Origin of the sequence: Thermococcus sp. LS1, from assembly GCF_012027395.1 — an archaeon.
Taxonomy (GTDB): domain Archaea; phylum Methanobacteriota_B; class Thermococci; order Thermococcales; family Thermococcaceae; genus Thermococcus.
The window spans coordinates 54,224-77,513 of the sequence record NZ_SNUJ01000004.1; the positions used below are offsets into that span (position 1 = coordinate 54,224).

Consider the following 23,290-nt stretch of genomic DNA (forward strand, 5'->3'; position numbering starts at 1 on the left):
CTACAACTTCTTTTTTGGTGATGCAAATGGAGCCAAAGTTTCGCATTCTTGAGAAAAGGGAGGATTCGATTAAGTTCATCGTTGAGGGAATTGATGTTCCCTTCGCCAACGCCCTCAGGAGAACCATCTTGGCCGAGGTTCCGACCTTTGCGGTTGACGAGGTTGAGTTCTTCGAGAACGATTCCGCCCTGTTTGACGAGATAATTGCCCACAGGCTGGCCATGATTCCGCTCACCACTCCGGTGGAGAGGTTCTCCCTCGATGCCCTCGAGCTTGACGATTACACCGTTACCCTCTCTCTCGAGGCAGAGGGGCCGGGTATGGTCTACTCCGGTGACCTCAAGAGCGACGACGAGGGAGTTAAGCCGGCCAACCCGAACATACCGATAGTCAAGCTGGCCGAAGGTCAGAAGCTCACGCTGAACGCTTATGCCAAGCTTGGTCGCGGAAAGGACCACGCCAAGTGGCAGCCGGGCTTCGTCTACTACAAGTATCTCACGAAGATCCACGTGAGCAAAGATGTTCCAGACTGGGAGGAGCTCAAGGCTTTAGCTGAGAAACGCGGTCTGCCCGTTGAGGAGACCGACGAGGAGCTCGTCATAACCACCACGAAGGCTTTCTACCTTCCGAGAAAGTTTGAGCCGTACGAGGGCGATAAGATTAGGGAAGAGGTAGTGCCCAATACGTTCGTCTTTACTGTGGAAAGCAATGGAGAGCTCCCCGTTGAGGAAATCGTCACCATAGCCCTCAAAATCCTCATGAGGAAGAGCGATAGATTTATAAGCGAACTCCATAAATTAGCGGACTGACGCGGGGGTTGCCGAGCCTGGTCAAAGGCGCGGGATTCAGGGTCCCGTCCCGCAGGGGTTCCGGGGTTCAAATCCCCGCCCCCGCACCATAATTCACGTTCACCCCGTCCCTCGGTGCGAGAATTGTGAAGGAGGAATGCTCATGAAGAGAACCGGTCCAACCGACATCAATCTGAGGAGGCTCATCCGCTACCTCAGAAAGAAGTCGAACGAGGAAGGAGTTAAGATATGGAAGGACATCGCCTGGCGTCTTGAGAGGCCTAGGAGGCAGAGGGCTGAAGTGAACGTCAGCAAGATCAACCGCTACACCAAGGAGGGCGACACTGTCATCGTCCCGGGAAGCGTTCTTGGAGCCGGAAAGCTCGAGCACAAGGTCGTCGTTGCTGCCTGGAAGTTTAGTGAGACTGCTAAGAAGAAGATAATCGAGGCCGGTGGAGAGGCCATCACGATTGAGGAGCTCATTGAGAGAAACCCGAAGGGAAGTGGAGTAATCATAATGGAGTGATGGGCCATGAGGATTATTAACGCTGAAGGACTCATACTTGGAAGGCTCGCCTCGAAGGTCGCTAAGATGCTCCTTGAGGGCGAGGAAGTGGTCATAGTTAACGCCGAGAAGGCCATCATCACCGGCAACAGAGAGGACATCTTCGCCAAGTACAAGCAGAGGACCGAGCTGAGAACCAGGACCAACCCAAGGAAGGGTCCGTTCTACCCCAAGAGGAGCGACGAGATAGTCAGGAGAACAGTCAGGGGCATGCTCCCCTGGAAGACCGACCGCGGAAGGAAGGCCTTCAAGAGGCTCAAGGTCTACGTTGGAATTCCGAAGGAGTTCGAGGGCAAGGAGCTTGAGACCATAAGCGAGGCCCACATGTCGAGACTTGCCACACCCAAGTACGTTACCGTTGGCGAGGTCGCCAAGTTCCTCGGTGGAAAGTTCTGAGGTGAGAGAAGATGAGGGTCATCCAGACTGCTGGAAAGAGGAAGACGGCCGTTGCGAGGGCCACCATTAGGGAAGGAAAGGGTCGCGTCAGGATCAACCACAAGCCGGTTGAGATAATCGAGCCAGAAATTGCGCGCTTCACCATTATGGAGCCCCTCGTCCTTGCCGGCGAGGAGATCGTCAGCAAGGTCGACATCGACGTCAAGGTCGAGGGCGGCGGTTTCATGGGTCAGGCAGAGGCTGCCCGCGTTGCCATTGCCAGGGCCCTCGTGGAGTGGACAAACGACATGAACCTCAAGGAAAAGTTTATGAAGTACGACAGGACAATGCTCGTCGGAGACAGCAGGAGAACCGAGCCGCACAAGCCCAACCGCTCCACTAAGGGTCCGAGAGCCAAGAGGCAGAAGTCCTACCGCTGACCCCTTTAATATTCATTTGAGAAGGTGATACGGGTGATAGTCCCCGTCAGGTGCTTCACGTGTGGGAAGGTAATAGGCGACAAATACTATGAGTTTAAGGCCCGCGTTGAGAAGGGCGAGGATCCCGAGAAGGTCCTAGATGACCTCGGGATCGAGAGGTACTGCTGCAGGAGAACCCTGCTGAGCCACGTCGAGCTCATCGACCAGGTAATGGTTTACAGGGTATACTGAAAAAACCGCATTTCTGGGGGGCCGTGGGGTAGCTTGGTCTATCCTCCCGGCTTGGGGTGCCGGAGACCCGGGTTCAAATCCCGGCGGCCCCACCAAAATTTGCACGGGTGGTTGGAATGTTTAAGTACACGAGGTTTGAAAGGGCGAGGATTGTGGGGGCGAGGGCCCTCCAGATAGCGATGGGTGCGCCCATACTCATAGACGTCCCGGAAGGAATCACGCCGCTCGATGCCGCGCTGCTTGAGTTCGAGAAGGGCATAATACCGCTCACCGTAATAAGGCCGAGCTGATGAGAGATGACGGTGATAGAGAACGTAATCGGCAGGGTCGCGGTGCTCAAGGGCGGGAAGTACTCCGTTGAGGTAGACGTTATTACGAGCTCGGGCTTTGGAAGATTCGCGGCTCCGATAGACGAGAACCCGAGCCTCTACATAGCTGAGGCTCACAGAGCCGTCAGCGAGGTTGATGAGATTATAGGGCCCGAGCTGATAGGCTTCGACGCCACGGAGCAGGAGCTCATAGATAGTTACCTCTGGGAGATAGACGGAACCGAGGACTTTAGCCACATTGGTGCCAACACCGCTCTTGCCGTTTCAATAGCAGTTGCCAAAGCCGCGGCGAGCGTCAAGAGGATGCCCCTCTACAGCTACATCGGAGGAACTTTCACCACTGAACTGCCCGTTCCGATCCTCGAGATAGCCAGCGGTGAGGACTTTGACTACTACGTTATGGTTCGTGACCTCATGGAGATAACCGACGTGGTCGATGCGGCCACAAAGGTGCTTGAGAATGCTGAGGGCAGCACTGTTGAGGCTCTGTCAAAAGCCACCGAAAAAGCTGGTGATGAGCTTGGCCTTGAGGTGGCGCTCGGTCTCGTCCAGAAGAGGCCAATGGAGACCGAAGAATTGCTCTCAATCGTCGAGGACAACAACGTAGCCTACATAAAGCCTATCGGCGACGAAGAGCTGTTCCTCGAGCTAATAGCTGGCACCCACGAGGTGTTCGTGGACGGTGAGCACCTCTTCCGCGAGAAAGACATACTCGACAGGCGCTACTACAATGCGCTGTCTATAAAGCCTATCAATCTGGGCACGCTCACCGACTTATACAACCTTGTGAACGACGCGAAGTCGGAGAGGATTACTCCGATCCTCGCGGAGGCTCTCTACGAGTCCTCCGACGAGGCTCTGGCCCACCTTGCGGTGGGTTTGAGATGTCCGGCGATGGTGCTCCGGAAAGACTCCATCGCCAAGCTGAACGAGCTGATAAGAATCGCCGAAGATTTGGGCGAAAGGGGTAGGATAATAACCTTTGAAGGATGAAGGAGGTGTGAAAAATGGAGGAATACCTCGTTCCACTCGACCAGTACCTTGCTGCCGGTGTCCACATCGGAACCCAGCAGAAGACCCAGGACATGAAGAAGTTCATCTACCGCGTTAGGCAGGACGGCCTCTACGTCCTTGACGTCAGGAAGACTGACGAGAGGCTTAGGGTTGCCGGCAAGTTCCTCGCCAAGTTCGACCCGGAGGGCATCCTTGCTGTGAGCGTCAGGCTCTACGGCCAGAAGCCGGTCAAGAAGTTCGGCGAGGTCACCGGAGCCAGAGCCATACCGGGCCGTTTCCTTCCGGGAACCATGACCAACCCGCAGGTCAAGAACTTCTTCGAGCCGGACGTTCTCATAGTCACTGACCCGAGGGCAGATCACCAGGCCATGAAGGAGGCCATTGAGATAGGGGTTCCGATCGTTGCCCTCGTTGACACCGAGAACTTCCTCAGCTACGTTGATGTCGCCATCCCAACTAACAACAAGGGTAGGAAGGCCCTCGCGCTCATCTACTGGATCCTCGCTAGGGAGATACTCTACAACAGGAAGGAGATAGAGAGCAGGGAGGACTTCAAGGTTCCGGTTGAGGACTTCGAGATGCGCATAGTCAGAACCTGAGGGCAAAGCTTTTTAATTTGCCTAATTTACTCTCCCTCGCGCGGGGGTGCCCGAGCCTGGCCAAAGGGGGCGGACTTAAGATCCGCTGCCGTAGGGCTGCGCGGGTTCGAATCCCGTCCCCCGCACCAAAGCTTTAAAAGTGAGAATGAATAGGTGTGTTGGATTCAAGATCATGGGGTGATTACGATGGCGAGATTCCCGGAGGCTGAGGCTAGGATATTTAGGAAGTACATCTGCATGCGCTGCGGTGCCACTAATCCGTGGAAGGCAAAGAAGTGCAGGAAGTGCGGCTACAAGGGCCTTCGCCCGAAGGCTAGGGAGCCGCGCGGTGGAATGGGACGCTGAGGGCTTTAGCCCTCTTGTATTTCTCCATTTGGAGCTTTTCTTCGATATTTCATTGGCACTAGATGCCAGGGAGATTTGAGAAATTTTGAGGAAAGCATTTATTCCTTGAGTTTCAAGAGCATCTGCTCGAGAAAAGCTATCCCCTCTTTAAGGAGCTTCTCCCCCTCTGGTGTGAGCCTGTAGTACTTCCTTGAGGGCTTCCCGGTTTCGCTCTCCTGCCATTCCGCTGTTACGTAGCCGTCCTTCTCCAGCTTGTAGAGGACAACGTATGAGCTAACGGTTGCTGGCTCGAAATTAAACGCCTCTTTTATCCTTTCCTTCAGCTCGTAGGCGTACATTGGCCTCTCTCTGAGCAGGCGGAGGATGTAGAGCCACAGAACCTCTTTGGTAATCTTATTTTTGAGTCTCTCCATGGGGCTCGTCATGTTCCCACTCCCAAACTTTTATGAAAACTTTTATGATCTACAAATATTTTGAAGCCGTTTAATTTAAACGTTTTGGGCAAAAACGTTTTATCTTCCATTGATGTAGGTGTCAGTGGTGGTGTGAATGGATTTGAACTTAAATGCTATGATTGGGGATATGGGTGTCGGTGGAATAGCAGGATTCCTGACCGGATTTGCCATCAAGAAGGTCATGAAGTTGGCGATGGCTTTAATAGGCGCCTACCTGCTCAGCCTCTTCTGGCTTCAGCAGAAGGGAGTGATAACAATAAACACTGACAAGCTCTTCAACCTCACGGGGGACCTAACGGCTCAGATAGCGTCCCTTGGCCAGAAAGCCCTTGGGATTCTGCCGGGAACCGGTGCATTCATAGCTGGCTTCTATCTCGGCTTCAGTAAAGGTTAAATTCTCCACTCCTATCTTTTTATCCATGAGCTATGAGCGCCGCGTTCTCCTGAGACATTCACTGGCGTCGATAATTGCCCTGGGACTGACGGGAATCAGCAGATTTCTCTACAGTGTAATCGTCTCCAGGAGATTTGGTGTTGAAGAGCTCGGTCGGGCAAACTCCCTGATTTCGCAGGCCTTCTTTCTGGCGATTCCCCTGAGCTTCTTTGCGGTTGCCCTCGGGAAGTATGCATCGGAGTTCCTTGGAAGTAACAGAGAGGAGGCCATTCGTTCAATCACGCTTCCCTCTTTTCTTCTTCCGTTGGCTGGTCTTCTGTTGCTTCCGTTTAACGTTTACCTCTCCCTTCTGGCGGTCTTTAGAGGGGTACAGCTTACTCTAAGGAACTTCCTCTATGGCATCCACCGCGGTGAGCACTACGCCTATTTAATAACACTCGCCTTTTTGGGCTTCATGACAGGCTTTTTGGTTCATGATGTCTTTGCTCCCTACTTGCTCTTTCTTGGGCTTATCTCCGCTTTTGCCCTTGTCTACTTGGTGAAATTTAACCTCCTAGGAAGGCCCAGAAAGCGTGAACTTAAGCTTCTCCTATCCTACTCGTCCTTTGCATTCCTCGGCACGCTTTCGGGCGTGTTTCTCATTCAGGGACCTTACTTCATGAGCGAATACCTGGCAGGGGCTGAAGTGGCGGGAAAAGTCTCTGCGGTTCTCTCGGCTGCATTCCTGCTCACTTACCTTCCCCAGGTGCTTCAGTCTGCGATAATGCCTCTCTTTTCCTATAAGTATGGAAGGAATGAGAATGAGTATGTCAGGCTTCTCGCCGAGAAGACAACGAGGCTTTTAATTCTAGCAACCGGCTCGGCAATATTTGCTCTCATGCTCCTTGGTAGGGAGGTTCTCTCCTTCTTTTTCAGCTTTGATGTAGGCCCGGCTTTTTACCTTGCCCTGATGGCGATGGAGGTTTACATTTCTTACAACCCGAGCATAGTTGCTCTCAACTCGACGGCCTACGTGAGAAATGGGACGATTGTTGCACTCCTTGGTGGTGTTACTTCCCTCCTCTCGTGGCTTTATCTGATACCTCTCTTCGGTTCGATCGGCGTTATGCTCGGCCTTCTCCTGGGGTACTGGGTTATACTCATTGGCTCTGCCCACTACTCCCACAAACTGCTCGGAATTTCTTGGGGGATATACAGCCCCCTCATCGTTGCCCTTGCCCTCCAGTTGCTGATCTTCCTGTCAAAAACGGTATTCCTAATTGGATTCCTCACTTTCTTAGCCTATGAAAGAAAAGATGTTAAAGAGGCCCTGAATCTGCTTAAATCTTTCCGTGGTAGAGAATCCTGATGAGCTCCTCTGGGAGGCCTTCCTTCTTTATCCTCTCCTCAATGAGCTTCTTATCATAGTCTACCTCTATGAATTTGGTGTGAAGTGTATCGACGTCAACAAGGGCGAAAGTTGCCTTGTGCTCCTTTCCCGGTGGGAAGCCCACGCTCCCTGGGCAGACGACTCTGCCGTATCTTGTCATGGCATTCACTGGGTACTTTGGTGAGGCAACAAGGAGTATCTCGTAGTCCTTGACGGGCCTCATTATGGATTCATAATAGCTCGTCGGCTGGTCTGGAAGAACTACCCCTTCGAACGGGTTCAGGGGACTTCCATAGACTCCGAAGACGTCGTTCTTGCCGATCCTGTCCACAAGGTATATCGGCAGGTCGCGGATGAACTCCCTTCCCTCGTGACCGAGTACCTCCCATGTGTGCTTGAGGGCCGCTTTTATGTGAGCGGGGATATCAAGCCTATCGATGTAGTCCGGCCCTTCCGCGTGGGAATCGCTCGCCGCTATTATCTGGTCGAACTCGCCGCGGATGACCTTGACGGTGTCCTTCTTTATGAGGTCATCTAGAGTGTCAAGGACTTCCCTTGGATACGGGAAGAGTCCAATGATGTTTCCGAGGATGTAGTACTTCTCAATCTCATACCCTTCCTCTTTAAGCTCTTCAATCCTCTCAAGAGCCTTGGCAAGTGCTGGAAGGTTGCCATTGATGTTTGCCAGAACAGCCACGTAGACCATGGTCACCACCTCCAACTTTTTTCTTACTCGAATTAACTAAAAATCAGGAAAATATTTAAAGGTTTCGGAAGGGTTCAGAGGAGGAAGCGCTTTTTCTTCTTACGTCTTCTCTCAGCGTTTATACTTGCTATGTAAAGCAGGAGGACGTCCTCCACCATGCTCTCACCTCCTCTAGCTTTTTGTCTCGCAAAGTTTGATCAGGTGTTAGCCAGTAAAAGCGGGACTGAATTGAGTTTGCATGTCTTTGTAAGTCTGGAGTATGTGGATTTAACTCCAAATTGAGTGAGTGGACGGTTTCTATGAGTGAAACACTATAAGACTTGCAATTGAGGAGTAAACTCGCTGAACGACGGTCATTCTAAAAGCGACATGCGAACTCTGATAAAACTCTGATCGGCAGAAGTTTAGTGTGCTGGCGGACCGGCGGGGATTTGAACCCCGGACCTGCGGCTTAGGAGGCCGCCGCCCTATCCTAGCTAGGCTACCGGTCCACTGCCCGCTATTCCCTCAAAGGGAAGGGTATTTAAAGTTTACGGTCTATTCTCTCCGGTGGTGAGGATGGTGGATGAACTCGACCTCAGGATACTTTCCCTGCTCCAGCAAAATGCTCGTCTCTCCTACCGTGAGATAGCACGCGAGCTTAAAATTGCCGTTGGTACTGTCTACAACCGGATTAAGCGCATGGAGGAAGAAGGGATAATAAAAGGATTTGCGCCAATCCTCGATTACGAGAAGCTCGGCTTCGGCCTTACGACCGTCATCGGGGTGAAAGCTCAGGGGCGGAAAATCACCGAAATTGAGAGGCAGATTGCCGAAAACGACAGGGTGATAATGGTCTACGACATAACCGGTGAGTTCGATATTGTGGTTATCGCCAAGTTCAAAGACAGGGCTGATATGAACCGCTTTGTTAAGTGGCTCCTCTCGCTGGACGGTGTGGAAAAAACGAACACGAGCGTCGCCATGCAGGTGGTGAAAGAAGACCTGAGGCTCAAACTAACGGAGGACTAGGACTTCGTCCATGAAGCGCTTTGCGAAGTCATCGAGGCTTTCCACTGGAAGTCTAACCTCTTTTCCGTTTACAGTCCCCTCGAATATCAGGCTCCTGGCCGTTATCTCCCTTATTCTCTCAAAGTCGGAGTTCTCGGCTATCGTGCTTTCGAGAACCTTGCTGAATTCATCCTCATTGACGGTTTTCACGACTCCCTCAATGACTATCTCTTTTTCGCACTCTTCGATGCTGCAGTGGAATGTGAAAGGGAGGCCGGGCTCGACCTCCACGGGAATCGTTAAGCCATCGACGTTGTAGATTAAAACCTTCATTTAGATCACTCCAGCCTTATGAGGCTCTCCACTGGAATGTTGTACTCCTCCTTCAGGCGGTCTATGATGTCCCCGACACTTATGAGGAAAAACATGCCGACTGGTTTCGCTCCTGCCTGCCTGCACATCTCCAGGAGTGCCCTCTGGGTCTCGCCGCTCCTAATGACATCATCGACTATGAGGACATTTTCGCCCTTCTTGAGTGCCCACTGTGGCAGATAGAGCGTCGTAACGCTTCCCGAAGCGCTTGGGACGTAGCTGACCTCGTAGAACTTCTCGACGCCGACTTCCTTCTTCTTCTTGGCGTATACGACGTCGACGTTAAGCTCCCTCGCGACGTGAACACCAAGTGCTATTCCATCGGTTGCAGCAGTGAGAACCTTGTCCACGTTTTTGTCCATGTACCTACTTGCAACGTCCTCCGCTATAAGGCTCATCAGGGCCGTGTCGCTAAGGACTGGCATGTTGTCGAAGAAGCCGTACTCATCGAATTTTATCCTCCTTCTAACTTCCTCCTCAATGTTTATGTAGGGAAGCAGCAGCTCCAGGAGCTCTCTTGTTCTTTCAGCGCTCGGAAGGACCTTTCCCCTGACGTATCTGTTGAGGACTGTAATGGGGAGGCCCGTTATCTTAGAGAGCTCCTCGTAGGTGTAATTTTTCTTAAGCAGTCTGAGCACCCTGACAAGCCTGAGCTTTTCCTGAACCGACTTTAGCTGACTCATTCTCTCACCTCCGGTGGCCAAAAATTAACAAGAAAATGTATAAATATGTTTCGGTTACTCACCTGTGTTCACAACTTTCCTGCGGTAATCTTCTATGACGTCCCTATACTCTCTGAGGAGGAATTCCTTTGTTACAGGCTCTCCTTCTGGATGGTTAATGCCCGGGCAGAAGGGATCTTCCTTGACGTAGACTTCCATTTTATTCCCGTGTTTCACGAAGACAAAGGGGTAGAGTCTGCACGCTAGAGGCCTGTGGTTATAGATTTTGCACCGCATGGTCTCTGGATCGAGAAAAACGCAGCCTCCATCGAAGGGACGCTTTTTGAGGGCGTAGCTTAAGAACTTGTCCCCACGGTAGAACATCTTCTCATAATCGACGAATTCCCATGCGTTGTAGCCGAGCTCCTCTATCTGGGCTATATCTTCATCCCGAATCGGAATCTCCAGCTCGTAGCAGCATTTTCCACAGTTCTCAACACACTTAAATTTAAAGGTGGGGTCGTACTCCACCTTCAGCGTGTCGAGGTGGATGGTCGCGACCCACCTATTCTCCAAGCCTTCACCCCCGGTAGGAGCTTGCTATGAGTGTCTCGGTCATCTCGATGTTGTTTATCCTTCTGAGTATCTCGTCGTGAAACCTGTCGAGCTCTCCTATGTTCTCGACCTCCACACGGAGGATTATGTCGTACTCGCCGTAGACGCGGTATATCTCCTTAATGTGTTTTTCCCCCGCCAGGGCGTTGTAGACCTTTTCCTCAGTCCCGGGCTTAACAACAACTAGCACGAAGGCTTCTATCATAGCCCAAACCCCCCGAGGTTAAACTTGCGGGCCATCTTGGAGAGCTTCCTTTTATCCATGCTCTTGAACATTTTCTTCATTTGATTGTACTGGTGAAGGAGCTCCCTTACATCTTGGGTGCTCGTTCCTGAACCGCGGGCAATTCTCTTTATCCTTGAATAGTTGATTATCTCGGGATGCTCGAGCTCTTCCTCGGTCATCGAGTCCATTATGACCTTGAACTTCTTCAACTTTTCCTCCCCAACCCTGACGGCATCGTCCGGCAGGGAGTAGCCCATTCCCGGAATCATCTGGAGTATCTGCTTCAGCGGGCCCATCTTCTGCATAGCCTCAAGCTGGGCGTACATGTCCTTGAGGTTGAACTTGCCCTTAAGGAACTTCTCTAAGTCTTCCTCACTGAATTCCTGCTGCTTCTGGAGCTCCTCAAACTTTTCGAGAAGGCCCTGAATGTCACCCAGACCAAGGAGCCTTGAGACGAACCTCTTGGGGTCGAAGGGCTCTAAATCATCAATCCTCTCGCCCACACCGATGAACTTTATGGGCGCCCCGGTTGCTGCAACCGCCGAGAGCGCTCCACCACCCTTGGCGGAACCGTCGAGCTTTGTAACAATTATTGAGCCTATTGGAGTGGCTTCTTTAAAGGCCAGCGCTTGGTTGTAAGCCTGCTGGCCGATGGTTCCGTCTATGACAAGGATTACCTCGTGGGGCTTTATGGCAGCGCTTATCTGTTTCATCTCCTCTATGAGGCCCTTCTCCTCCTTGTGCCTTCCTGCTGAATCCACGATGATTATATCAACGCCCTTCTCCCTGAAGTACTCGACGCCCTCTTTGGCCAGTTTTATGGCGTCCTTCTCCTCGGGATCACCAAAGACCTCTATGCCGAAGGGTTCAACGAGCTGCTTGAGCTGATGGTAGGCTCCCGGACGCCAGGTATCTGAACATACGAGACCGACTTTGTAGCCCCTCTTCTGGAAGTATCTGGCGAGTTTTGCGATGCTGGTCGTTTTACCGGAACCCTGGATACCCACAGTCAGCAGAACGGTCGGCTTCTCCTTTATCTCTATGGGCTTAGCTTCCGTGCCGAGGAACTTCGTCAGTTCCTCGTAGACTATTTTAATTATGTGCTCCTTCTTTGAAACTCCCGCTGGAGGCTTTTCCTCCAGGGCCCTTTTTTCTATCCTCTTAGTTAAGTCTAGAACGAGCCTAACGTTAACGTCAGCCTGAATGAGCGCCCTTTGAATGTCTCGCACTACCTCTTTAATCGTCGCCTCGTCTACGGTGCTTGAACGAGCGAGCTTCCTCAGGGCATTGTTGAGTGCCTTTCCAAGCTTTTCTAAGGCCATCTTCTCCCACCGTAGTGATGGGGTCTCCAAAGTTTATAAACAGTTGGGTTGCTTTTTCCTGTTCGAATGTATTCTTTTGACAAAAACGGCTCTGTTAAAGCCCTTTAAACTGTTCAATCTTGTCCATTTAATATCAAAAACCGCCATCATTGCTTTTTTGGGTGAACAGGGACATTCTAAGGACATTTATGGAGTTTTAAGGTCTCATAAGGCTTTTAAACTTGAAATCTAGTTAGTATAAACTGGAGAGACCAAAAGGGGGTGAGAGAGATGATATGGATGACCGCACTTTACGAATACATGCTCGAGAGGGAGATGAAGAAGAGAAGGAAGCCCCTCCCGGAGGAGCTCGAGTACGTTGAGAGGCTCATGGAGTGATTTTATAAGCTCAAACCTTTTCTATTTCCCTTGGTGGTGGCATGAAGATTCACTACGAGTGCATTGCATGCGCTGTAAATCAGGCTCAGAAAATAGTTGAAATGAGCACTCCGGATTTAAAAAAGCGCAGAGAAGCAATGATATTTTTCGCCAGAAGAATTGGTAAGTTTTTTGACGAAAGCTCTGTGCCAGCAACCGATGGCGGGAGGTTGTTCCTTGAACTTTACCGCTTTCTGGGAGACGATGATCCGTTCAGGGACTACAAGCGTCGTTCTACTGAACTCGCAGCAAAGGTTGCCGCTGATATTGGGGAAGTGGGAGATTTTGGCAGGGCTCTGAAGCTGGCTATAGCTGGCAACGTGATTGATTTCGCGGTCGGCTACGACCCCGAAAAGATAGAGGAGGACATCCTCCGTATGGCTGAAGAAGAGCTCTACGTGGATGAGAGCGATGTGCTGTTTGAAGAGCTGAGGAGGGCAAAGAGCCTGCTGTATCTCGTCGACAACTGTGGGGAAATTTACTTTGACAAACTGCTCCTTGGGCTCATAAGAAAACTGTTCCCCGGGCTCAATATATACGTTGCCGCCAAAGAGGGGCCGATAATCAACGATGCAACCGTTGAAGACTTGAGAGAAGCTGGCTTTGAAGAGCTGGCTCATGTGGTCTCCACAGGTTCACGCCTTCCGGGGGCTCCTATGGAATATGCATCCAAGGAATTTAAGGAGATTTTCAGAAAGGCTGATGTCATCATCGCGAAGGGGCAGGCGAACTTTGAGACGCTGAGCGATTTAAAGGACTCGAGGATATTCTTTCTGCTTAAGGCGAAGTGCAGGCCAATTTCCAGAGAGTTGAATGTTCCCCAGGGTTCATTGGTGTGCATAAGGGGTGCGTGATAGACAATTGTCGATATTAACTTTAACGAATGTCTATAGGAAACCTTTTTATACTTTAAAGTAGTACATATAAACGGTGATACCGATGACAACGGTAATTAGACGTGATACGGATAGATTTTTGAAGGAGCTTAGGGCTCATTACGGCGATGTCTGGAGAATGCCCGCCAGTAAGTACCTTTCAAAGCCAGATTTTGTTGTTGTGGACCCTAAGAGCGGCAAGAAGACAAAGGTAAGCTTCGTGTCCCTCGACGATGGTGAAGTCGTGGGTGTCGTTTACGACGAGCTTGGCTGATCTTTCGTTTTTTGACTAAGTATCCCCCATTGTGTTCTGCATGTTGGAAATCATTAAATACTCCGATATCGTAAATTTCCCCGGTGGAAATCATGTCAGTGGATGTTTATCGTGAGGCCCTCAGATTAGCTTCTGATATTAGGGATAAGTATCTTCGTGCGGTCACTTACGCTAAAATAGGATACTATATGCACAGGGCCAAGAACCCGGGATATAAAACTGCTTTTAAGTACGCATTCACTGCTACGGCTTCTATTGAAAACCCTGTTCTGATGGTTAAAGCACTGATGGAGATAGGAACGTACCTCGAGAGGACCGGTTCAAAAACAGCTCGGAAGGTGTTTCATCAGGCTTACGAATCTATAATGGCCTTTCCTCAGCCACTGCGGGACGATCTTCTAGAGGAACTAGTGGTCAAGCTTCTGGAGCTGGACATGACTGATGATGCCCTCTTCTACGTCACGGACATTGATGACACTGTAAAGCGCAACGACCTCCTTCTGAAGATACTTCGCGTCTACCTCAAGAAGGGCAATATGCGCAAGGCCAAGCTCATTATAGAACAGATCGATGAGGAGCCTTGGCATTCGATAGGTGCAATCGAAGCCATAAAGGAGCATCTCAAGAGGGAGGAGTTTGGAAGTGCCATCAGGATCCTCTCCGAGCTGAAGAGCGAGTACTGGCTGGGGGAAGCCATGAAGGAAGTAGCAGTTTACCTGAAAACCTCAGACGTTCCCAAGGCCACCTACGAAAAGTTCGTTGAGATAGCCCTCAGCATGTCGTCTGAGACAGGCTTTGACGTTCTGAAATCGCTCCTCGTTGGACTAGGCAACCAGGGGGAGCTCGAGTTCGTGGCGAGGATACTCGAGAGACTTTCCCCCAATGCTAGACTGTCTATCCTCAGGGGAATAGTTGAGACGTCCTTGGATAGGGAGGAGCTACTTTCTCACCTTATCGACTTCCTGAAAGGTTCGGAGTTTGAGGAAATCACCGGCTTTATTCTTGATCAACTCCTCAGTAAACCTGTGGATGAAAAGTACGAGCCTCTCATAAAGAAGATAGGCAATCGCACAAACGATGATGCTCTCCTCGTTAAGGTCACTACATACCTGGCCAAACTCGGAAAGTTCGATGATGCACTAAGCTTTGCTCAGCGTGTCCGGGGTCATTATCTCCGCTCCCTTGCCTTCGGCAGCATAGCCGTGGCGAAACTCAAAATTGGGGACATAGACGGAGCCATCGATGCGGCCCTTGAAGTTAAGGATCCCAAATGGGGCTCTTGGTTGCTTAGCGAGATACTCACCAAAATCCTCGAGCTCCAGACCGAAGGCAGGCTTGAGGAGAACATCGAGGAGAAGGCTATGCACCAGAAGGCCATCTGGGAAAAACACTAACGTTTTAAGGCCTCTCCCGTTTCTTCTCTTCAGGTGATACCATGCCGAGGATAGCCATTATTGGAGGTTCTGGAGTCTACGACCCGAAGCTTCTGCAGAACGTCAGAGAGGAATGGGTTAGCACTCCATACGGGAAGGTCAGGGTGAAGATAGGGGAGTACAACGGGGAGGAGATAGCTTTCTTGGCCAGGCACGGCGAAGGCCACAGCGTTCCACCTCACAAGATAAACTACCGTGCAAACATCTGGGCCCTCCACGAACTCGGCGTTGAAAGGATTCTCTCGACTTCGGCCGTTGGTTCGCTCAACGAGGCTATGAAGCCCGGCGACTTCGTCATTCTCGACCAGCTTATTGATTTCACGAAGACGAGGCACTACACTTTCTATGACGGAGACGAGAGCCCCCACGACAGGAAGTTCGTTGCCCATGTCGATTTCACTGATCCCTACTGCCCCGAGCTAAGGAAGGCCCTCATAACTGCTGCCAGGGAGCTCGGCTTCAAATACCACCCAGCGGGAACCTACGCCTGCATGGAGGGCCCACGCTTTGAAACGAGGGCCGAAATAAGGGCACTCAAAATACTCGGTGCGGATGTTGTTGGCATGACCCAGTGCCCCGAGGCGGCATTAGCCAGGGAGCTTGAAATGTGCTACGCCAGCGTGGCGATAGTCACTAACTTTGCAGCGGGAATAAGTAGGGAGAAGCTCACCCACACCGAGGTCGTCGAGCTTATGGCCCAGAAGAGCGAGGAGATAAAGTACCTCCTCATGAAGTCCCTCAAATACATCCCCGGGGAGAGGCGCTGCGGCTGTAAGGATGCCCTCAAGGGCGCGACTGGAGAGTGACTCTCCTGTTCTCTTTTTTCATTGGTGAAATCCTCTGTGCCTGCGTTTTGAACTCAAGGTTAACGAAAGGTTAAAATCCTTTGGTGGGTAATCCTTACTGAAAACCTTTAGGAGGACCTAATATGAAGTACGATGTTGTTGTTATAGGCGCGAGCGCGGGTGGATTAACCGCCGCAATCTCCGCCAAGAGGTTTTATCCTGACAAGAGCGTTCTCGTTATCAAGAAGGAAACTGTTGGTATGGTTCCCTGTGGCATTCCGTACATCTTCGGAACTTTCAAGAGCGTTGACGATGATATCCTTCCAGCCGAAAAGTTTCTCGAGCCCCTTGGTGTGGAGACACTCGTCGATGAGGTCGTTGAGATAGATCCGAGGACCAAAGTCGTGAGGACTAAGGGCGGAAAAGAAATTGCCTGGAAGAAGCTCGTCATAGCAACAGGCTCAAAGCCCCTCTTTCCGGAGATACCCGGGGCTGAGCTTGAAGGTGTTTACACCGTTCCCAAGGACTACCACTACCTGAAAGCTCTCCGCGAGAGGCTTGAGAGCGCCGAAAAAGTCGTTATCGTGGGTGGAGGTTTTATAGCCCTCGAAGTTGGCGACGAGATAAGGAAGCTCGGTAAGGACGTAACTCTTCTCGTTAGGAGCAGGCTCCTGAGGAGCTCCTTCGACCCCGAGTTCAGTGAGATGATCGAAGGGAGACTTAAGGAGGCTGGCATAAATATCGTCTACGGCCAGGTTGAGAGACTTCTGGGAAGCGAAAAGGTCGAGAAGGTTAAGCTGGTCGACGGTAAGGAGCTCGACGCTGATCTGGTGATATTCTCCATCGGCTACCGCCCGAATGTTGACCTAGCCATCAAAGCCGGCCTGAAGGTTACTCGCTACGGCATCTGGACGGACGAGTATATGAGGACTTCTCACCCGGACATTTTTGCAGTCGGTGACTGTGTCGAGCACAGGGACTTCTTCACGGGCAAGCCCTATGGCTTAATGCTTGCATCAACCGCAACCTTCGAGGCGAGAATCGCTGGGGCCAACCTCTTTAAGCTCCAGATAGTCAGGGAGAACAGGAGGACAATAGGCGTTTACTCCACCCACGTTGCCGGCCTAACCTTGGCTGCAGCAGGTCTAACCGAGGAGGCGGCCAAGAGGGAGGGCTTCGAGGTCATAGTCGGCTACGGAAAAGGGCCGGACAGGCATCCGGCAAAGTTCCCCGACACTTCAATGGTCACGGTCAAGCTAATATTCTCAAGGGATAGAGGAGCGATTCTCGGTGCCCAGATAGCCGGCGGAAAGAGCGTTGGCGAGATGATAAACATCCTTGCTCTGGCAATACAGAAACGCCTAACCGCGAGTGAGCTCTACACGTTGCAGATAGCCACCCACCCCCTCCTTACCGCCTCACCCGTCGGCTACCAGATAGTCAAGGCTGCCGAAGATGCCCTCGCGAAGCTGAGGACTTGAGGCTTTCTTTTCTTGTGTTTATCCTGTTTCCATTTCTCTTTAACGAGGAATCCTACCAAAACAGCAATTCTAACATGAATATGCACTTAAAAGAGCATTTTAGAACAGCCAGAAACTTTTGATCAAACTTTGCACAAGCAAAATTTGTGGTGCGGTGGCCGGGATTTGAACCCGGGCCAGCGGCGTGGCAGGCCGCTGTCCTAGACCAGGCTAGACTACCACCGCACTGCGCGGCCCGTTAGATACTCACCGCTGGGCGCTTTATAAATCTTTCGGTGGCAGAAAAAGGTTAAATTTATAAAGCGTCCCTAAGAAGGTTTAGCGGGTAGTGCCCCGGTGGCCTAGTCTGGATAGGGCGCGAGGCTGCGGACCTCGAGGTCCGGGGTTCAAATCCCCGCCGGGGCGCCATAATTGTTCTTTTCTGACATACATACTGGGGTGCTTAAATGTGGATCCTTTCTCGGGGTGCTAGTACCGCGGGAGTTTTCATCTGAAGTACCACCGGTCTGAATCCTCTGGATAGTCCTTTTAGCACTGCAATATTCTCAACAAACTCGTTCTCCTTCAGGATACCTTGTGTGAATATTACATAGTCACTAATGCTGACCATCCAAGAGTGAAGCTCTTTGGACACAACGTCCCTATTGACAATAAGGATATCCCAGAACCAATATCCCTTCTCCACTAGCTTTTCACCAGCAAACAAACGCGCTTGGAATAGTTTCTTCACAGTAGACGCTCCAAACCGCTCGTATAATGTGTCTAAAGTTACAAACGCATGAACTACCTTCCTTTCTTTTAAATTGTATTTTTTAGTTATCTGCTTTTTGACTTCAACATATTTTGAAATGAAGGTTCCCCCATCGACCTTGTCCACATTGTAAACGAAATCGTAGTGGGCTTCTCCTTCAAAGACATTTATTATCGCTAGATTGCCATTTTTACCTTCCTGGATCACATCTAATCCTGCAGCCTCTATTTTTGCGCAGAACTTTCTAAAAGGAACTGCAACATTAGTTAAAAGTGCAAAATTTCCATTCTCTATCTCTTCTTTCACAAGTTTAACTCCAATTTTCCAACCCAAAGAGTACTGGTCATATGATAATAGCAAAATTCCTCCAGGTGTGATTTCTCCTAAATATTCCCTTACAGTTTTTACCTTGACCATATTGAAAACCCCCATTATTTATCTTTGAATATTTTGATTATAAGACTTGTGGTGTATTTTAGCATAATCAAAACAATTAGTTTCTAAATATTAAATTTTTGATATAAAATGTCACAAATATTGCTAATTTTTTGAATGTTTCATGAAATTGTGAAGATTGAACAAAAATTCAAAGAGTCTCGCGTGATGCAAGTTAATTCCACAGAAAATTAAAGGTCAAACAGAATAGCTAAAGCTTCCTCAATCCCGGGAACCACACTCTCTTGCCTTTCTGCTCCTTCTCCTCGTCCCATTCGGCGAGTATCTTGACGGCTTCGCTGGCAACTAAGGCGGCCTCCTTCTCACCAGCCTTGCCAAACTCATTGGTTACTCTGTTAGCGAAGACGGCACAGACACAGCCAGCCCTGAGGCCGTAGATGTTCGCCAGCGTGAAGAGGGTCGCCGCTTCCATCTCAAAGTTGGTGACCCGGGCCTGCCTGAGGTCGTCGAGGATGTTCTTGGCGAAGCTCGGGAAGTAGCCGTTCAGTCCGGGTCTTCCCTGGCCGAGGTAGAAGCTGTCAGTCGAGGCAGTTATGCCGATATGATAGCGCACTCCGAGGGTCTCGGCGGCCTCGATTAGTGCGAGGGTAACCTCCAAGTCGGCAACGGCTGGATATTCAATCCTCACGTACTGCTTTGAAGTGCCCTCGAGCCTAACCGCGGCTTTTGCTATTATGAGGTCCCCTATCTCCATCCCGGGCTGTATCGCTCCAGTCGAGCCGACCCTTATGAAGGTGTCCGCCCCTATGGCTGCGAGTTCTTCAATCGCTATCGCCGTTGAAGGCCCGCCTATTCCAGTTGAAGTAACGCTGATTGGAACACCCTTGTATTTTCCGGTGTGTGTCCTATATTCCCTGTGGAAGGCTATCTCCTTCGCCTCATCCCATAGGGAGCTTATCTTCGGAACTCTCTCGGGATCACCTGGCAGGAGGACGTATCTTGCAACATCCCCCGGCTTGCATGCTATGTGGTACTGATATCCTTCCTCGGTCTGCGGCCTTTCGGCAGATAGGAACTTCTCACCCATCTCAATCACCTTTTTATCTTGTGTGACATAGGTATAGCAAGAAGCCTCTAAAAACCCTTGGGTGGTTCGGGTGCTTGTATGTTCACGCTGTGGGTTCAGGTATCCAGAGGAATTTCGCTTGAGGTGCGACTGCGGGGGAACCCTCTTCGTGGAGAAGAACATAAGCGGCCGCTTTGGGGAGAACCTGCGGAACCACTTTGATATCAGGCGCTACCTGAGTTTTCTACCCGTCTCGGAGGGACATCTACCTGTCATCATTCCGGCAATAACTCCAATCGTGGAGCTTGCTCTGGATGGAGTAAACGTGCTCTTCAAACTTGAATACCTCCAGCCAACGGGCTCCTTCAAGGACAGGGGCACCTACGTAACAATTGCCAAGCTCATGAAAGAGGGCTTGACTGAGGTTGTCCTCGACAGCTCGGGGAACGCGGCGTTAAGTCTGGCCGCTTTTTCCAAAGCTGCGGGAATATCCGTCCACATCTTCGTGCCCGCTCTCACAAGCTCCGGAAAGCTTGAACTCCTGAAAAGACTTGGCACGGAGCTTCACGTCATCGATGGTTCGCGGATGGAAGTCCACAGGGCGGCTATCGAGTTCGCCGAGAGGAGAGGCATCACCTATGTCTCCCACTGGCTTAATCCATATTTCATCGAGGGGACGAAAACAATCGCCTTTGAGGTTTACGAGAGCGCTGGCGTTCCAGACTACGTTTTAGTCCCAACCGGCAGCGGTTCCCTCTTCATCGGCCTCTGGAAAGGCTTCTCCGAGCTTAAAAAGATGGGCGAGATTGACAGACTTCCTCACTTTGTGGCGGTTCAGGCTTCCGGCTACGAGAGTCTCTGCAAGCGCTCGGAAGAGAAAAGTCACCTCGCGGAGGGCATAGCCATACCGGAGCCGCCGAGGCTGGAAGAGATGAGGAAAATACTAATCGAGACCGAAGGGAAATGCATGAGCGTTGGTGATGCTGAAATAGCGGAAGCCATTCGCTGGCTCTGGGAGTGGGGCTTCATCGTTGAGCCGACATCAGCAACGGTGTTGGCCGCCCTGTGGAGGCTCAGAAAAGACGGCTCTGTCCCCGAGGGTTCGAAAGTCCTCCTTCCCCTCACCGGCTCGGGCCTTAAACTAACCCAAGGTATTTAAACTTTTGAGTTGATTACCTCCTGGAGGTGATGGATATGGCGAGGTATCCGGCCGTTGCTGGGAGCTTCTATCCAGAGGGTGGAGCGCTCATCGAGATGCTTGGAAAGTTCTTCAGAGACTTGGGTGAGCACGGAAGCGAGAGGAAGATAACAGCGGGTGTTGTGCCTCATGCAGGCTACATATTCTCTGGCTACACAGCCTCAAGAACATTTAAGGCCATCTACGAGGACGGTCTGCCGGAGACATTTGTAATTCTCGGGCCGAACCACACTGGCATTGGCTCGCCGATAGCGGTCTATCCATCCGGCTCTTGGCTGACCCCGCTGGGGGAAATCGAGGTCGATTCAGAGATGGCCAAGGCCATAGCGAAGCTCTCTGGAATAGCAGACCTTGAGGAGCTGGCCCACAAGTACGAGCACTCAATTGAGGTTCAGTTGCCCTTCATTCAGTATCTCGCCGAGAAAGCTGGAAGGGACGTTAGGATAGTCCCGATAACCCTCGGCATCCAGGACGAGGAGGTTGCAGAGGACCTTGGCAAAGCAATCTACGAGGCCGCTAACGAGCTCAACAGAGACGTTGTGGTCATAGCGAGCACTGACTTCATGCACTATGGTCCAGCCTACGGCTACATGCCCTTTAGGGCTAGGGCAGACGAGCTCCCACACCGCGTCAAGGAGTGGGACTTCCGAGTTATTCAGAAAATCCTCGACTTCGACGTCAAGGGAATGTTCAGCGAACTGAGGAAGATGAACCACACCATGTGCGGACCCGGGGGAGTTGGAACTGCCATTGTTTACTCCCGCTTGGCTGGAGCTCTTGAAGCTGAGCTTTTACACTACACGACGAGCTTTGAGGTGAGCAGGAGCACGGACGCGATAGTTGGCTATGCCTCTATAGTCTTCAGGAAGTGAGCTCTATTTGACCAAAACTCACATAAACTTTCTTTCCTTTTCTTGTTTGGAGGGTCAGAGATGAGGGTTCTTGCATCAGCTCCTGCTAAAATTATTCTCTTCGGCGAGCACAGCGTCGTCTATGGAAAGCCTGCCATAGCAGCTGCGATAGATCTAAGAACCTACGTCTGGGCAGAGTTCAACAACAAAGGGGCGATAAAGATTGAGGCCAAGGACATCAAGGTGCCCGGATTGACGGTCTCCTTCTCAGAGGACGAGATTTACTTTGAGAGTGACTATGGAAAGGCCGCTGAGGTTCTAAGCTACGTCAGACAGGCAATAGAGCTCGTCAGAGAGGAGGCCGACAAGAGCGGAAATGGTGTCACAGTCTCAATAACCTCCCAGATTCCCGTTGGAGCTGGCCTTGGCTCATCGGCAGCAGTTGCAGTTGCCACCATCGGTGCCGTCTCGAGGCTCCTTGGCTTAGAGTTGAGCAACGAGGAAATAGCCAAACTTGGCCACAGGGTCGAGCTCCTCGTCCAGGGTGCTTCGAGCGGCATAGATCCAACTGTTTCGGCTATAGGGGGCTTCCTTCACTACGAAAAGGGCAACTTCGAGCACCTCCCCTTCATGGAGCTGCCAATAGTTGTTGGCTACACCGGCTCGAGTGGCTCAACTAAGGAGCTCGTCGCGATGGTCAGAAGGAACTACGAGGAAATCCCTGAAGTTATAGAGCCGATCCTCGTTTCTATGGGCAAGATAGTTGAGAAAGCCAGGGACGTTCTTCTCTCTGAACTCGACGATGAAGTCCGCTTCTCCCAGCTCGGCAAGCTCATGAACATCAATCACGGCCTTCTTGATGCCCTCGGCGTTTCGACTAAGAAGCTCAGCGAGCTTGTTTACGCTGCCAGAACTGCCGGAGCGCTAGGAGCGAAGATAACCGGCGCTGGAGGAGGCGGATGCATGTACGCCCTCGCCCCTGAGAAGCAGAGTGAGGTGGCAACTGCAATAACCATCGCCGGGGGAACGCCAATGATAACTAAAATCAGCAATGAAGGATTGAGGATAGAGGAGGTTCTGCCATGATAATTGTCAAGCTTGGTGGAAGTGTTATAAGTGACAAAAATGTGGAGAAGTCCTTCCACGAGGATGTTGTGAGTCAGATAGCAAGTGAGATAGCCCAGTTTTATCCCAAGGAAGATTTCGTAATCGTTCACGGTGGCGGTAGCTACGGTCACCCACTCGCGAAGGAGTACAACCTCAGGGAGGGCATCGAGCCGAATCCAGAGAGTAAGCGCATTGGCTTCTCAAAAACTCATCAGGCGATGCTGGAGCTTAACGAAAAGATAATCGACCTTTTCCTAGAGAAAAACCTTCCGGCCTTCTCGGTCTCTACGTCCTCAGTCTTCATAACTGAGGGTGGCTCAGTCGCCTATGGTGATGTGGAGGTCATCAAAAGGCTGGTTGAGCTGAAGTTCATTCCAGTTCTTTTTGGCGACGTGGCAGTTGACCTTGAAAGGGGCATTGACATACTTTCCGGCGACCAGATAATTACATACCTGACCAAAATGCTGAAGCCGAGGAAGGTCGTTTTTCTCATGGATGTGGACGGTATCTACGATGGCAAACCTGGCGAAGGAAGCCTCATATGGGAGCTCAAGGTCAGGGAGATTGACAGGCTAATTGAAAGGCTCTCCGGTGCAGCTGGAACAGATGTCACCGGTGGTATAGTCAACAAGCTCAGGGAGGCCAAAGAAATAGCCCAGTTCTCGGAGGTCTGGTTCGTGAACGGCAAAATAGCTGGAAGGCTAAGCGGAGCGATAATGGGAGACGGCTTCGGGACGAGGATCAGGCCCGAGATTTAATGCTCCTCTTTGTTCAGTCTTTTACTCTGGTTTCTTTTGATTAATAAGGCTTCTGAAAGTGCGGTTGAAAAGTAAGAACTCACGAAAAAAAATCGTAATAG

30 protein-coding genes and 6 tRNA genes are annotated in these 23,290 nt (G+C 51.1%); 25 read left to right on the forward strand and 11 right to left on the reverse strand.

The window, feature by feature from the left end:
• Positions 1–26 precede the first annotated feature (26 nt).
• The 12 genes from E3E26_RS09600 (at position 27) to E3E26_RS09655 (ending at position 4,686) form a co-directional block, all read left to right on the forward strand.
• Positions 27–809: a DNA-directed RNA polymerase subunit D gene (locus E3E26_RS09600; protein ID WP_167901111.1), complete on the forward strand. Its 783-nt coding sequence runs from the start codon at positions 27–29 to the stop codon at positions 807–809.
• Position 810: 1 nt separating this feature from the next.
• Positions 811–898: transfer RNA gene (locus E3E26_RS09605), tRNA-Leu, on the forward strand.
• Between the two features lie 53 nt (positions 899–951).
• Positions 952–1,314 (forward strand): 50S ribosomal protein L18e, encoded by a 363-nt coding sequence (locus tag E3E26_RS09610; protein WP_167901183.1) that lies wholly within the window; start codon positions 952–954, stop codon positions 1,312–1,314.
• 6 nt (positions 1,315–1,320) lie between these two features.
• Complete coding sequence (gene rplM, locus E3E26_RS09615; RefSeq protein ID WP_167901112.1) at positions 1,321–1,749, forward strand: 50S ribosomal protein L13; 429 nt, start codon at positions 1,321–1,323, stop codon at positions 1,747–1,749.
• Between the two features lie 11 nt (positions 1,750–1,760).
• The gene (locus tag E3E26_RS09620) at positions 1,761–2,168 is read left to right on the forward strand and encodes a 30S ribosomal protein S9 (protein ID WP_012571066.1); all 408 of its coding nucleotides are present in this window, start codon (positions 1,761–1,763) and stop codon (positions 2,166–2,168) included.
• Positions 2,169–2,201: 33 nt separating this feature from the next.
• Entirely contained in the window at positions 2,202–2,399 is a 198-nt protein-coding gene (locus tag E3E26_RS09625; protein WP_055430130.1) for a DNA-directed RNA polymerase subunit N, read from the forward strand.
• 17 nt (positions 2,400–2,416) lie between these two features.
• A tRNA-Pro gene (locus E3E26_RS09630) sits at positions 2,417–2,494 on the forward strand.
• Between the two features lie 21 nt (positions 2,495–2,515).
• Positions 2,516–2,689 carry a DNA-directed RNA polymerase subunit K gene (locus E3E26_RS09635; RefSeq protein WP_012571068.1) on the forward strand — a complete coding sequence of 58 codons (174 nt, stop codon included), beginning with the start codon at positions 2,516–2,518 and terminating at the stop codon, positions 2,687–2,689.
• 6 nt (positions 2,690–2,695) lie between these two features.
• Entirely contained in the window at positions 2,696–3,721 is a 1,026-nt protein-coding gene (locus E3E26_RS09640) for a hypothetical protein (RefSeq protein ID WP_167901113.1), read from the forward strand.
• A 14-nt stretch (positions 3,722–3,735) separates the two neighbouring features.
• Complete coding sequence (gene rpsB, locus E3E26_RS09645) at positions 3,736–4,341, forward strand: 30S ribosomal protein S2 (protein WP_167901114.1); 606 nt, start codon at positions 3,736–3,738, stop codon at positions 4,339–4,341.
• A gap of 40 nt (positions 4,342–4,381) precedes the next feature.
• A tRNA-Leu gene (locus E3E26_RS09650) sits at positions 4,382–4,469 on the forward strand.
• A 58-nt stretch (positions 4,470–4,527) separates the two neighbouring features.
• Positions 4,528–4,686: a 50S ribosomal protein L40e gene (locus tag E3E26_RS09655; RefSeq protein WP_012571071.1), complete on the forward strand. Its 159-nt coding sequence runs from the start codon at positions 4,528–4,530 to the stop codon at positions 4,684–4,686.
• Between the two features lie 98 nt (positions 4,687–4,784).
• Here the strand turns inward: E3E26_RS09655 and E3E26_RS09660 are convergent, their stop codons facing one another.
• Positions 4,785–5,111: a PadR family transcriptional regulator gene (locus tag E3E26_RS09660; protein ID WP_012571072.1), complete on the reverse strand. Its 327-nt coding sequence runs from the start codon at positions 5,109–5,111 to the stop codon at positions 4,785–4,787.
• 124 nt (positions 5,112–5,235) lie between these two features.
• On the opposite strand from E3E26_RS09660, the gene E3E26_RS09665 reads away from it, so the two are divergent.
• Positions 5,236–5,535 carry an FUN14 domain-containing protein gene (locus E3E26_RS09665; RefSeq protein WP_167901115.1) on the forward strand — a complete coding sequence of 100 codons (300 nt, stop codon included), beginning with the start codon at positions 5,236–5,238 and terminating at the stop codon, positions 5,533–5,535.
• A 25-nt stretch (positions 5,536–5,560) separates the two neighbouring features.
• Positions 5,561–6,883 carry a lipopolysaccharide biosynthesis protein gene (locus E3E26_RS09670; protein ID WP_167901116.1) on the forward strand — a complete coding sequence of 441 codons (1,323 nt, stop codon included), beginning with the start codon at positions 5,561–5,563 and terminating at the stop codon, positions 6,881–6,883.
• On the opposite strand, the gene E3E26_RS09675 is transcribed toward E3E26_RS09670, so the two are convergent.
• Both E3E26_RS09675 and E3E26_RS09680 read right to left on the reverse strand, forming a co-directional pair.
• Positions 6,855–7,610, reverse strand: a complete 756-nt coding sequence (locus E3E26_RS09675) for a metallophosphoesterase (RefSeq protein WP_167901184.1) — start codon at positions 7,608–7,610, stop codon at positions 6,855–6,857. The two genes, E3E26_RS09670 and E3E26_RS09675, sit on opposite strands and share 29 nt — an antisense overlap.
• Positions 7,611–8,023: 413 nt before the next feature.
• Positions 8,024–8,101: transfer RNA gene (locus E3E26_RS09680), tRNA-Arg, on the reverse strand.
• Positions 8,102–8,168: 67 nt separating this feature from the next.
• Between E3E26_RS09680 and E3E26_RS09685 the strand changes: the two genes are divergently transcribed.
• Positions 8,169–8,621, forward strand: coding sequence for an Lrp/AsnC family transcriptional regulator (locus tag E3E26_RS09685; RefSeq protein ID WP_012571076.1), 453 nt, complete (start codon positions 8,169–8,171; stop codon positions 8,619–8,621).
• Here E3E26_RS09685 and E3E26_RS09690 read toward each other — a convergent pair.
• The 5 genes from E3E26_RS09690 to E3E26_RS09710 are packed head-to-tail and all read right to left on the reverse strand — an operon-like array spanning position 8,607 to position 11,797.
• Positions 8,607–8,933, reverse strand: a complete 327-nt coding sequence (locus E3E26_RS09690) for a hypothetical protein (protein ID WP_167901117.1) — start codon at positions 8,931–8,933, stop codon at positions 8,607–8,609. The two genes, E3E26_RS09685 and E3E26_RS09690, sit on opposite strands and share 15 nt — an antisense overlap.
• Before the next feature lie 5 nt (positions 8,934–8,938).
• A complete protein-coding gene (locus E3E26_RS09695) occupies positions 8,939–9,655 on the reverse strand; it encodes a phosphoribosyltransferase family protein (protein WP_167901118.1) in 717 nt (238 codons plus the stop codon).
• Positions 9,656–9,709: 54 nt separating this feature from the next.
• The gene (locus E3E26_RS09700) at positions 9,710–10,210 is read right to left on the reverse strand and encodes a YkgJ family cysteine cluster protein (RefSeq protein ID WP_167901119.1); all 501 of its coding nucleotides are present in this window, start codon (positions 10,208–10,210) and stop codon (positions 9,710–9,712) included.
• Between the two features lie 4 nt (positions 10,211–10,214).
• The gene (locus E3E26_RS09705) at positions 10,215–10,454 is read right to left on the reverse strand and encodes an Lrp/AsnC ligand binding domain-containing protein (RefSeq protein ID WP_167901120.1); all 240 of its coding nucleotides are present in this window, start codon (positions 10,452–10,454) and stop codon (positions 10,215–10,217) included.
• Positions 10,451–11,797, reverse strand: a complete 1,347-nt coding sequence (locus tag E3E26_RS09710) for a signal recognition particle protein Srp54 (protein ID WP_167901121.1) — start codon at positions 11,795–11,797, stop codon at positions 10,451–10,453. The genes E3E26_RS09705 and E3E26_RS09710 overlap by 4 nt, the downstream gene beginning before the upstream one ends.
• A 419-nt stretch (positions 11,798–12,216) precedes the next feature.
• On the opposite strand from E3E26_RS09710, the gene E3E26_RS09715 reads away from it, so the two are divergent.
• The 5 genes from E3E26_RS09715 to E3E26_RS09735 all read left to right on the forward strand — a co-directional run bounded on the left by E3E26_RS09715 (position 12,217) and on the right by E3E26_RS09735 (position 17,062).
• Positions 12,217–13,068: a damage-control phosphatase gene (locus tag E3E26_RS09715; RefSeq protein ID WP_167901122.1), complete on the forward strand. Its 852-nt coding sequence runs from the start codon at positions 12,217–12,219 to the stop codon at positions 13,066–13,068.
• Between the two features lie 85 nt (positions 13,069–13,153).
• On the forward strand, positions 13,154–13,363 hold the full coding sequence (locus E3E26_RS09720; protein ID WP_167901185.1) for a hypothetical protein: 210 nt from the start codon (positions 13,154–13,156) through the stop codon (positions 13,361–13,363).
• 92 nt (positions 13,364–13,455) lie between these two features.
• Positions 13,456–14,757, forward strand: coding sequence for a hypothetical protein (locus E3E26_RS09725; RefSeq protein WP_167901123.1), 1,302 nt, complete (start codon positions 13,456–13,458; stop codon positions 14,755–14,757).
• Positions 14,758–14,798: 41 nt separating this feature from the next.
• Positions 14,799–15,602 (forward strand): S-methyl-5'-thioadenosine phosphorylase, encoded by an 804-nt coding sequence (mtnP, locus tag E3E26_RS09730; protein WP_167901124.1) that lies wholly within the window; start codon positions 14,799–14,801, stop codon positions 15,600–15,602.
• 122 nt (positions 15,603–15,724) lie between these two features.
• On the forward strand, positions 15,725–17,062 hold the full coding sequence (locus E3E26_RS09735) for an NAD(P)/FAD-dependent oxidoreductase (RefSeq protein WP_167901125.1): 1,338 nt from the start codon (positions 15,725–15,727) through the stop codon (positions 17,060–17,062).
• 147 nt (positions 17,063–17,209) lie between these two features.
• On the opposite strand, the gene E3E26_RS09740 is transcribed toward E3E26_RS09735, so the two are convergent.
• Positions 17,210–17,287: transfer RNA gene (locus E3E26_RS09740), tRNA-Gly, on the reverse strand.
• Positions 17,288–17,392: 105 nt separating this feature from the next.
• Between E3E26_RS09740 and E3E26_RS09745 the strand changes: the two genes are divergently transcribed.
• Positions 17,393–17,470, forward strand: a tRNA-Arg gene (locus E3E26_RS09745).
• 34 nt (positions 17,471–17,504) lie between these two features.
• On the opposite strand, the gene E3E26_RS09750 is transcribed toward E3E26_RS09745, so the two are convergent.
• Entirely contained in the window at positions 17,505–18,245 is a 741-nt protein-coding gene (locus E3E26_RS09750) for a hypothetical protein (RefSeq protein ID WP_240911710.1), read from the reverse strand.
• A 214-nt stretch (positions 18,246–18,459) separates the two neighbouring features.
• Positions 18,460–19,296: a uridine phosphorylase gene (gene udp / locus E3E26_RS09755; protein ID WP_167901126.1), complete on the reverse strand. Its 837-nt coding sequence runs from the start codon at positions 19,294–19,296 to the stop codon at positions 18,460–18,462.
• 70 nt (positions 19,297–19,366) lie between these two features.
• Here udp and E3E26_RS09760 point away from each other — a divergent pair, with 70 nt between their 5' ends.
• The 4 genes from E3E26_RS09760 to E3E26_RS09775 are packed head-to-tail and all read left to right on the forward strand — an operon-like array spanning position 19,367 to position 23,189.
• Positions 19,367–20,434 carry a pyridoxal-phosphate dependent enzyme gene (locus tag E3E26_RS09760; RefSeq protein WP_167901127.1) on the forward strand — a complete coding sequence of 356 codons (1,068 nt, stop codon included), beginning with the start codon at positions 19,367–19,369 and terminating at the stop codon, positions 20,432–20,434.
• Positions 20,435–20,469: 35 nt separating this feature from the next.
• Positions 20,470–21,345: an MEMO1 family protein gene (locus E3E26_RS09765; RefSeq protein WP_167901187.1), complete on the forward strand. Its 876-nt coding sequence runs from the start codon at positions 20,470–20,472 to the stop codon at positions 21,343–21,345.
• Positions 21,346–21,387: 42 nt separating this feature from the next.
• Positions 21,388–22,410, forward strand: a complete 1,023-nt coding sequence (locus E3E26_RS09770; RefSeq protein ID WP_370520114.1) for a mevalonate kinase — start codon at positions 21,388–21,390, stop codon at positions 22,408–22,410.
• The gene (locus E3E26_RS09775; protein ID WP_167901129.1) at positions 22,407–23,189 is read left to right on the forward strand and encodes an isopentenyl phosphate kinase; all 783 of its coding nucleotides are present in this window, start codon (positions 22,407–22,409) and stop codon (positions 23,187–23,189) included. Before E3E26_RS09770 ends, E3E26_RS09775 begins: the two co-directional genes overlap by 4 nt.
• The last annotated feature ends 101 nt before the right edge of the window (positions 23,190–23,290 follow it).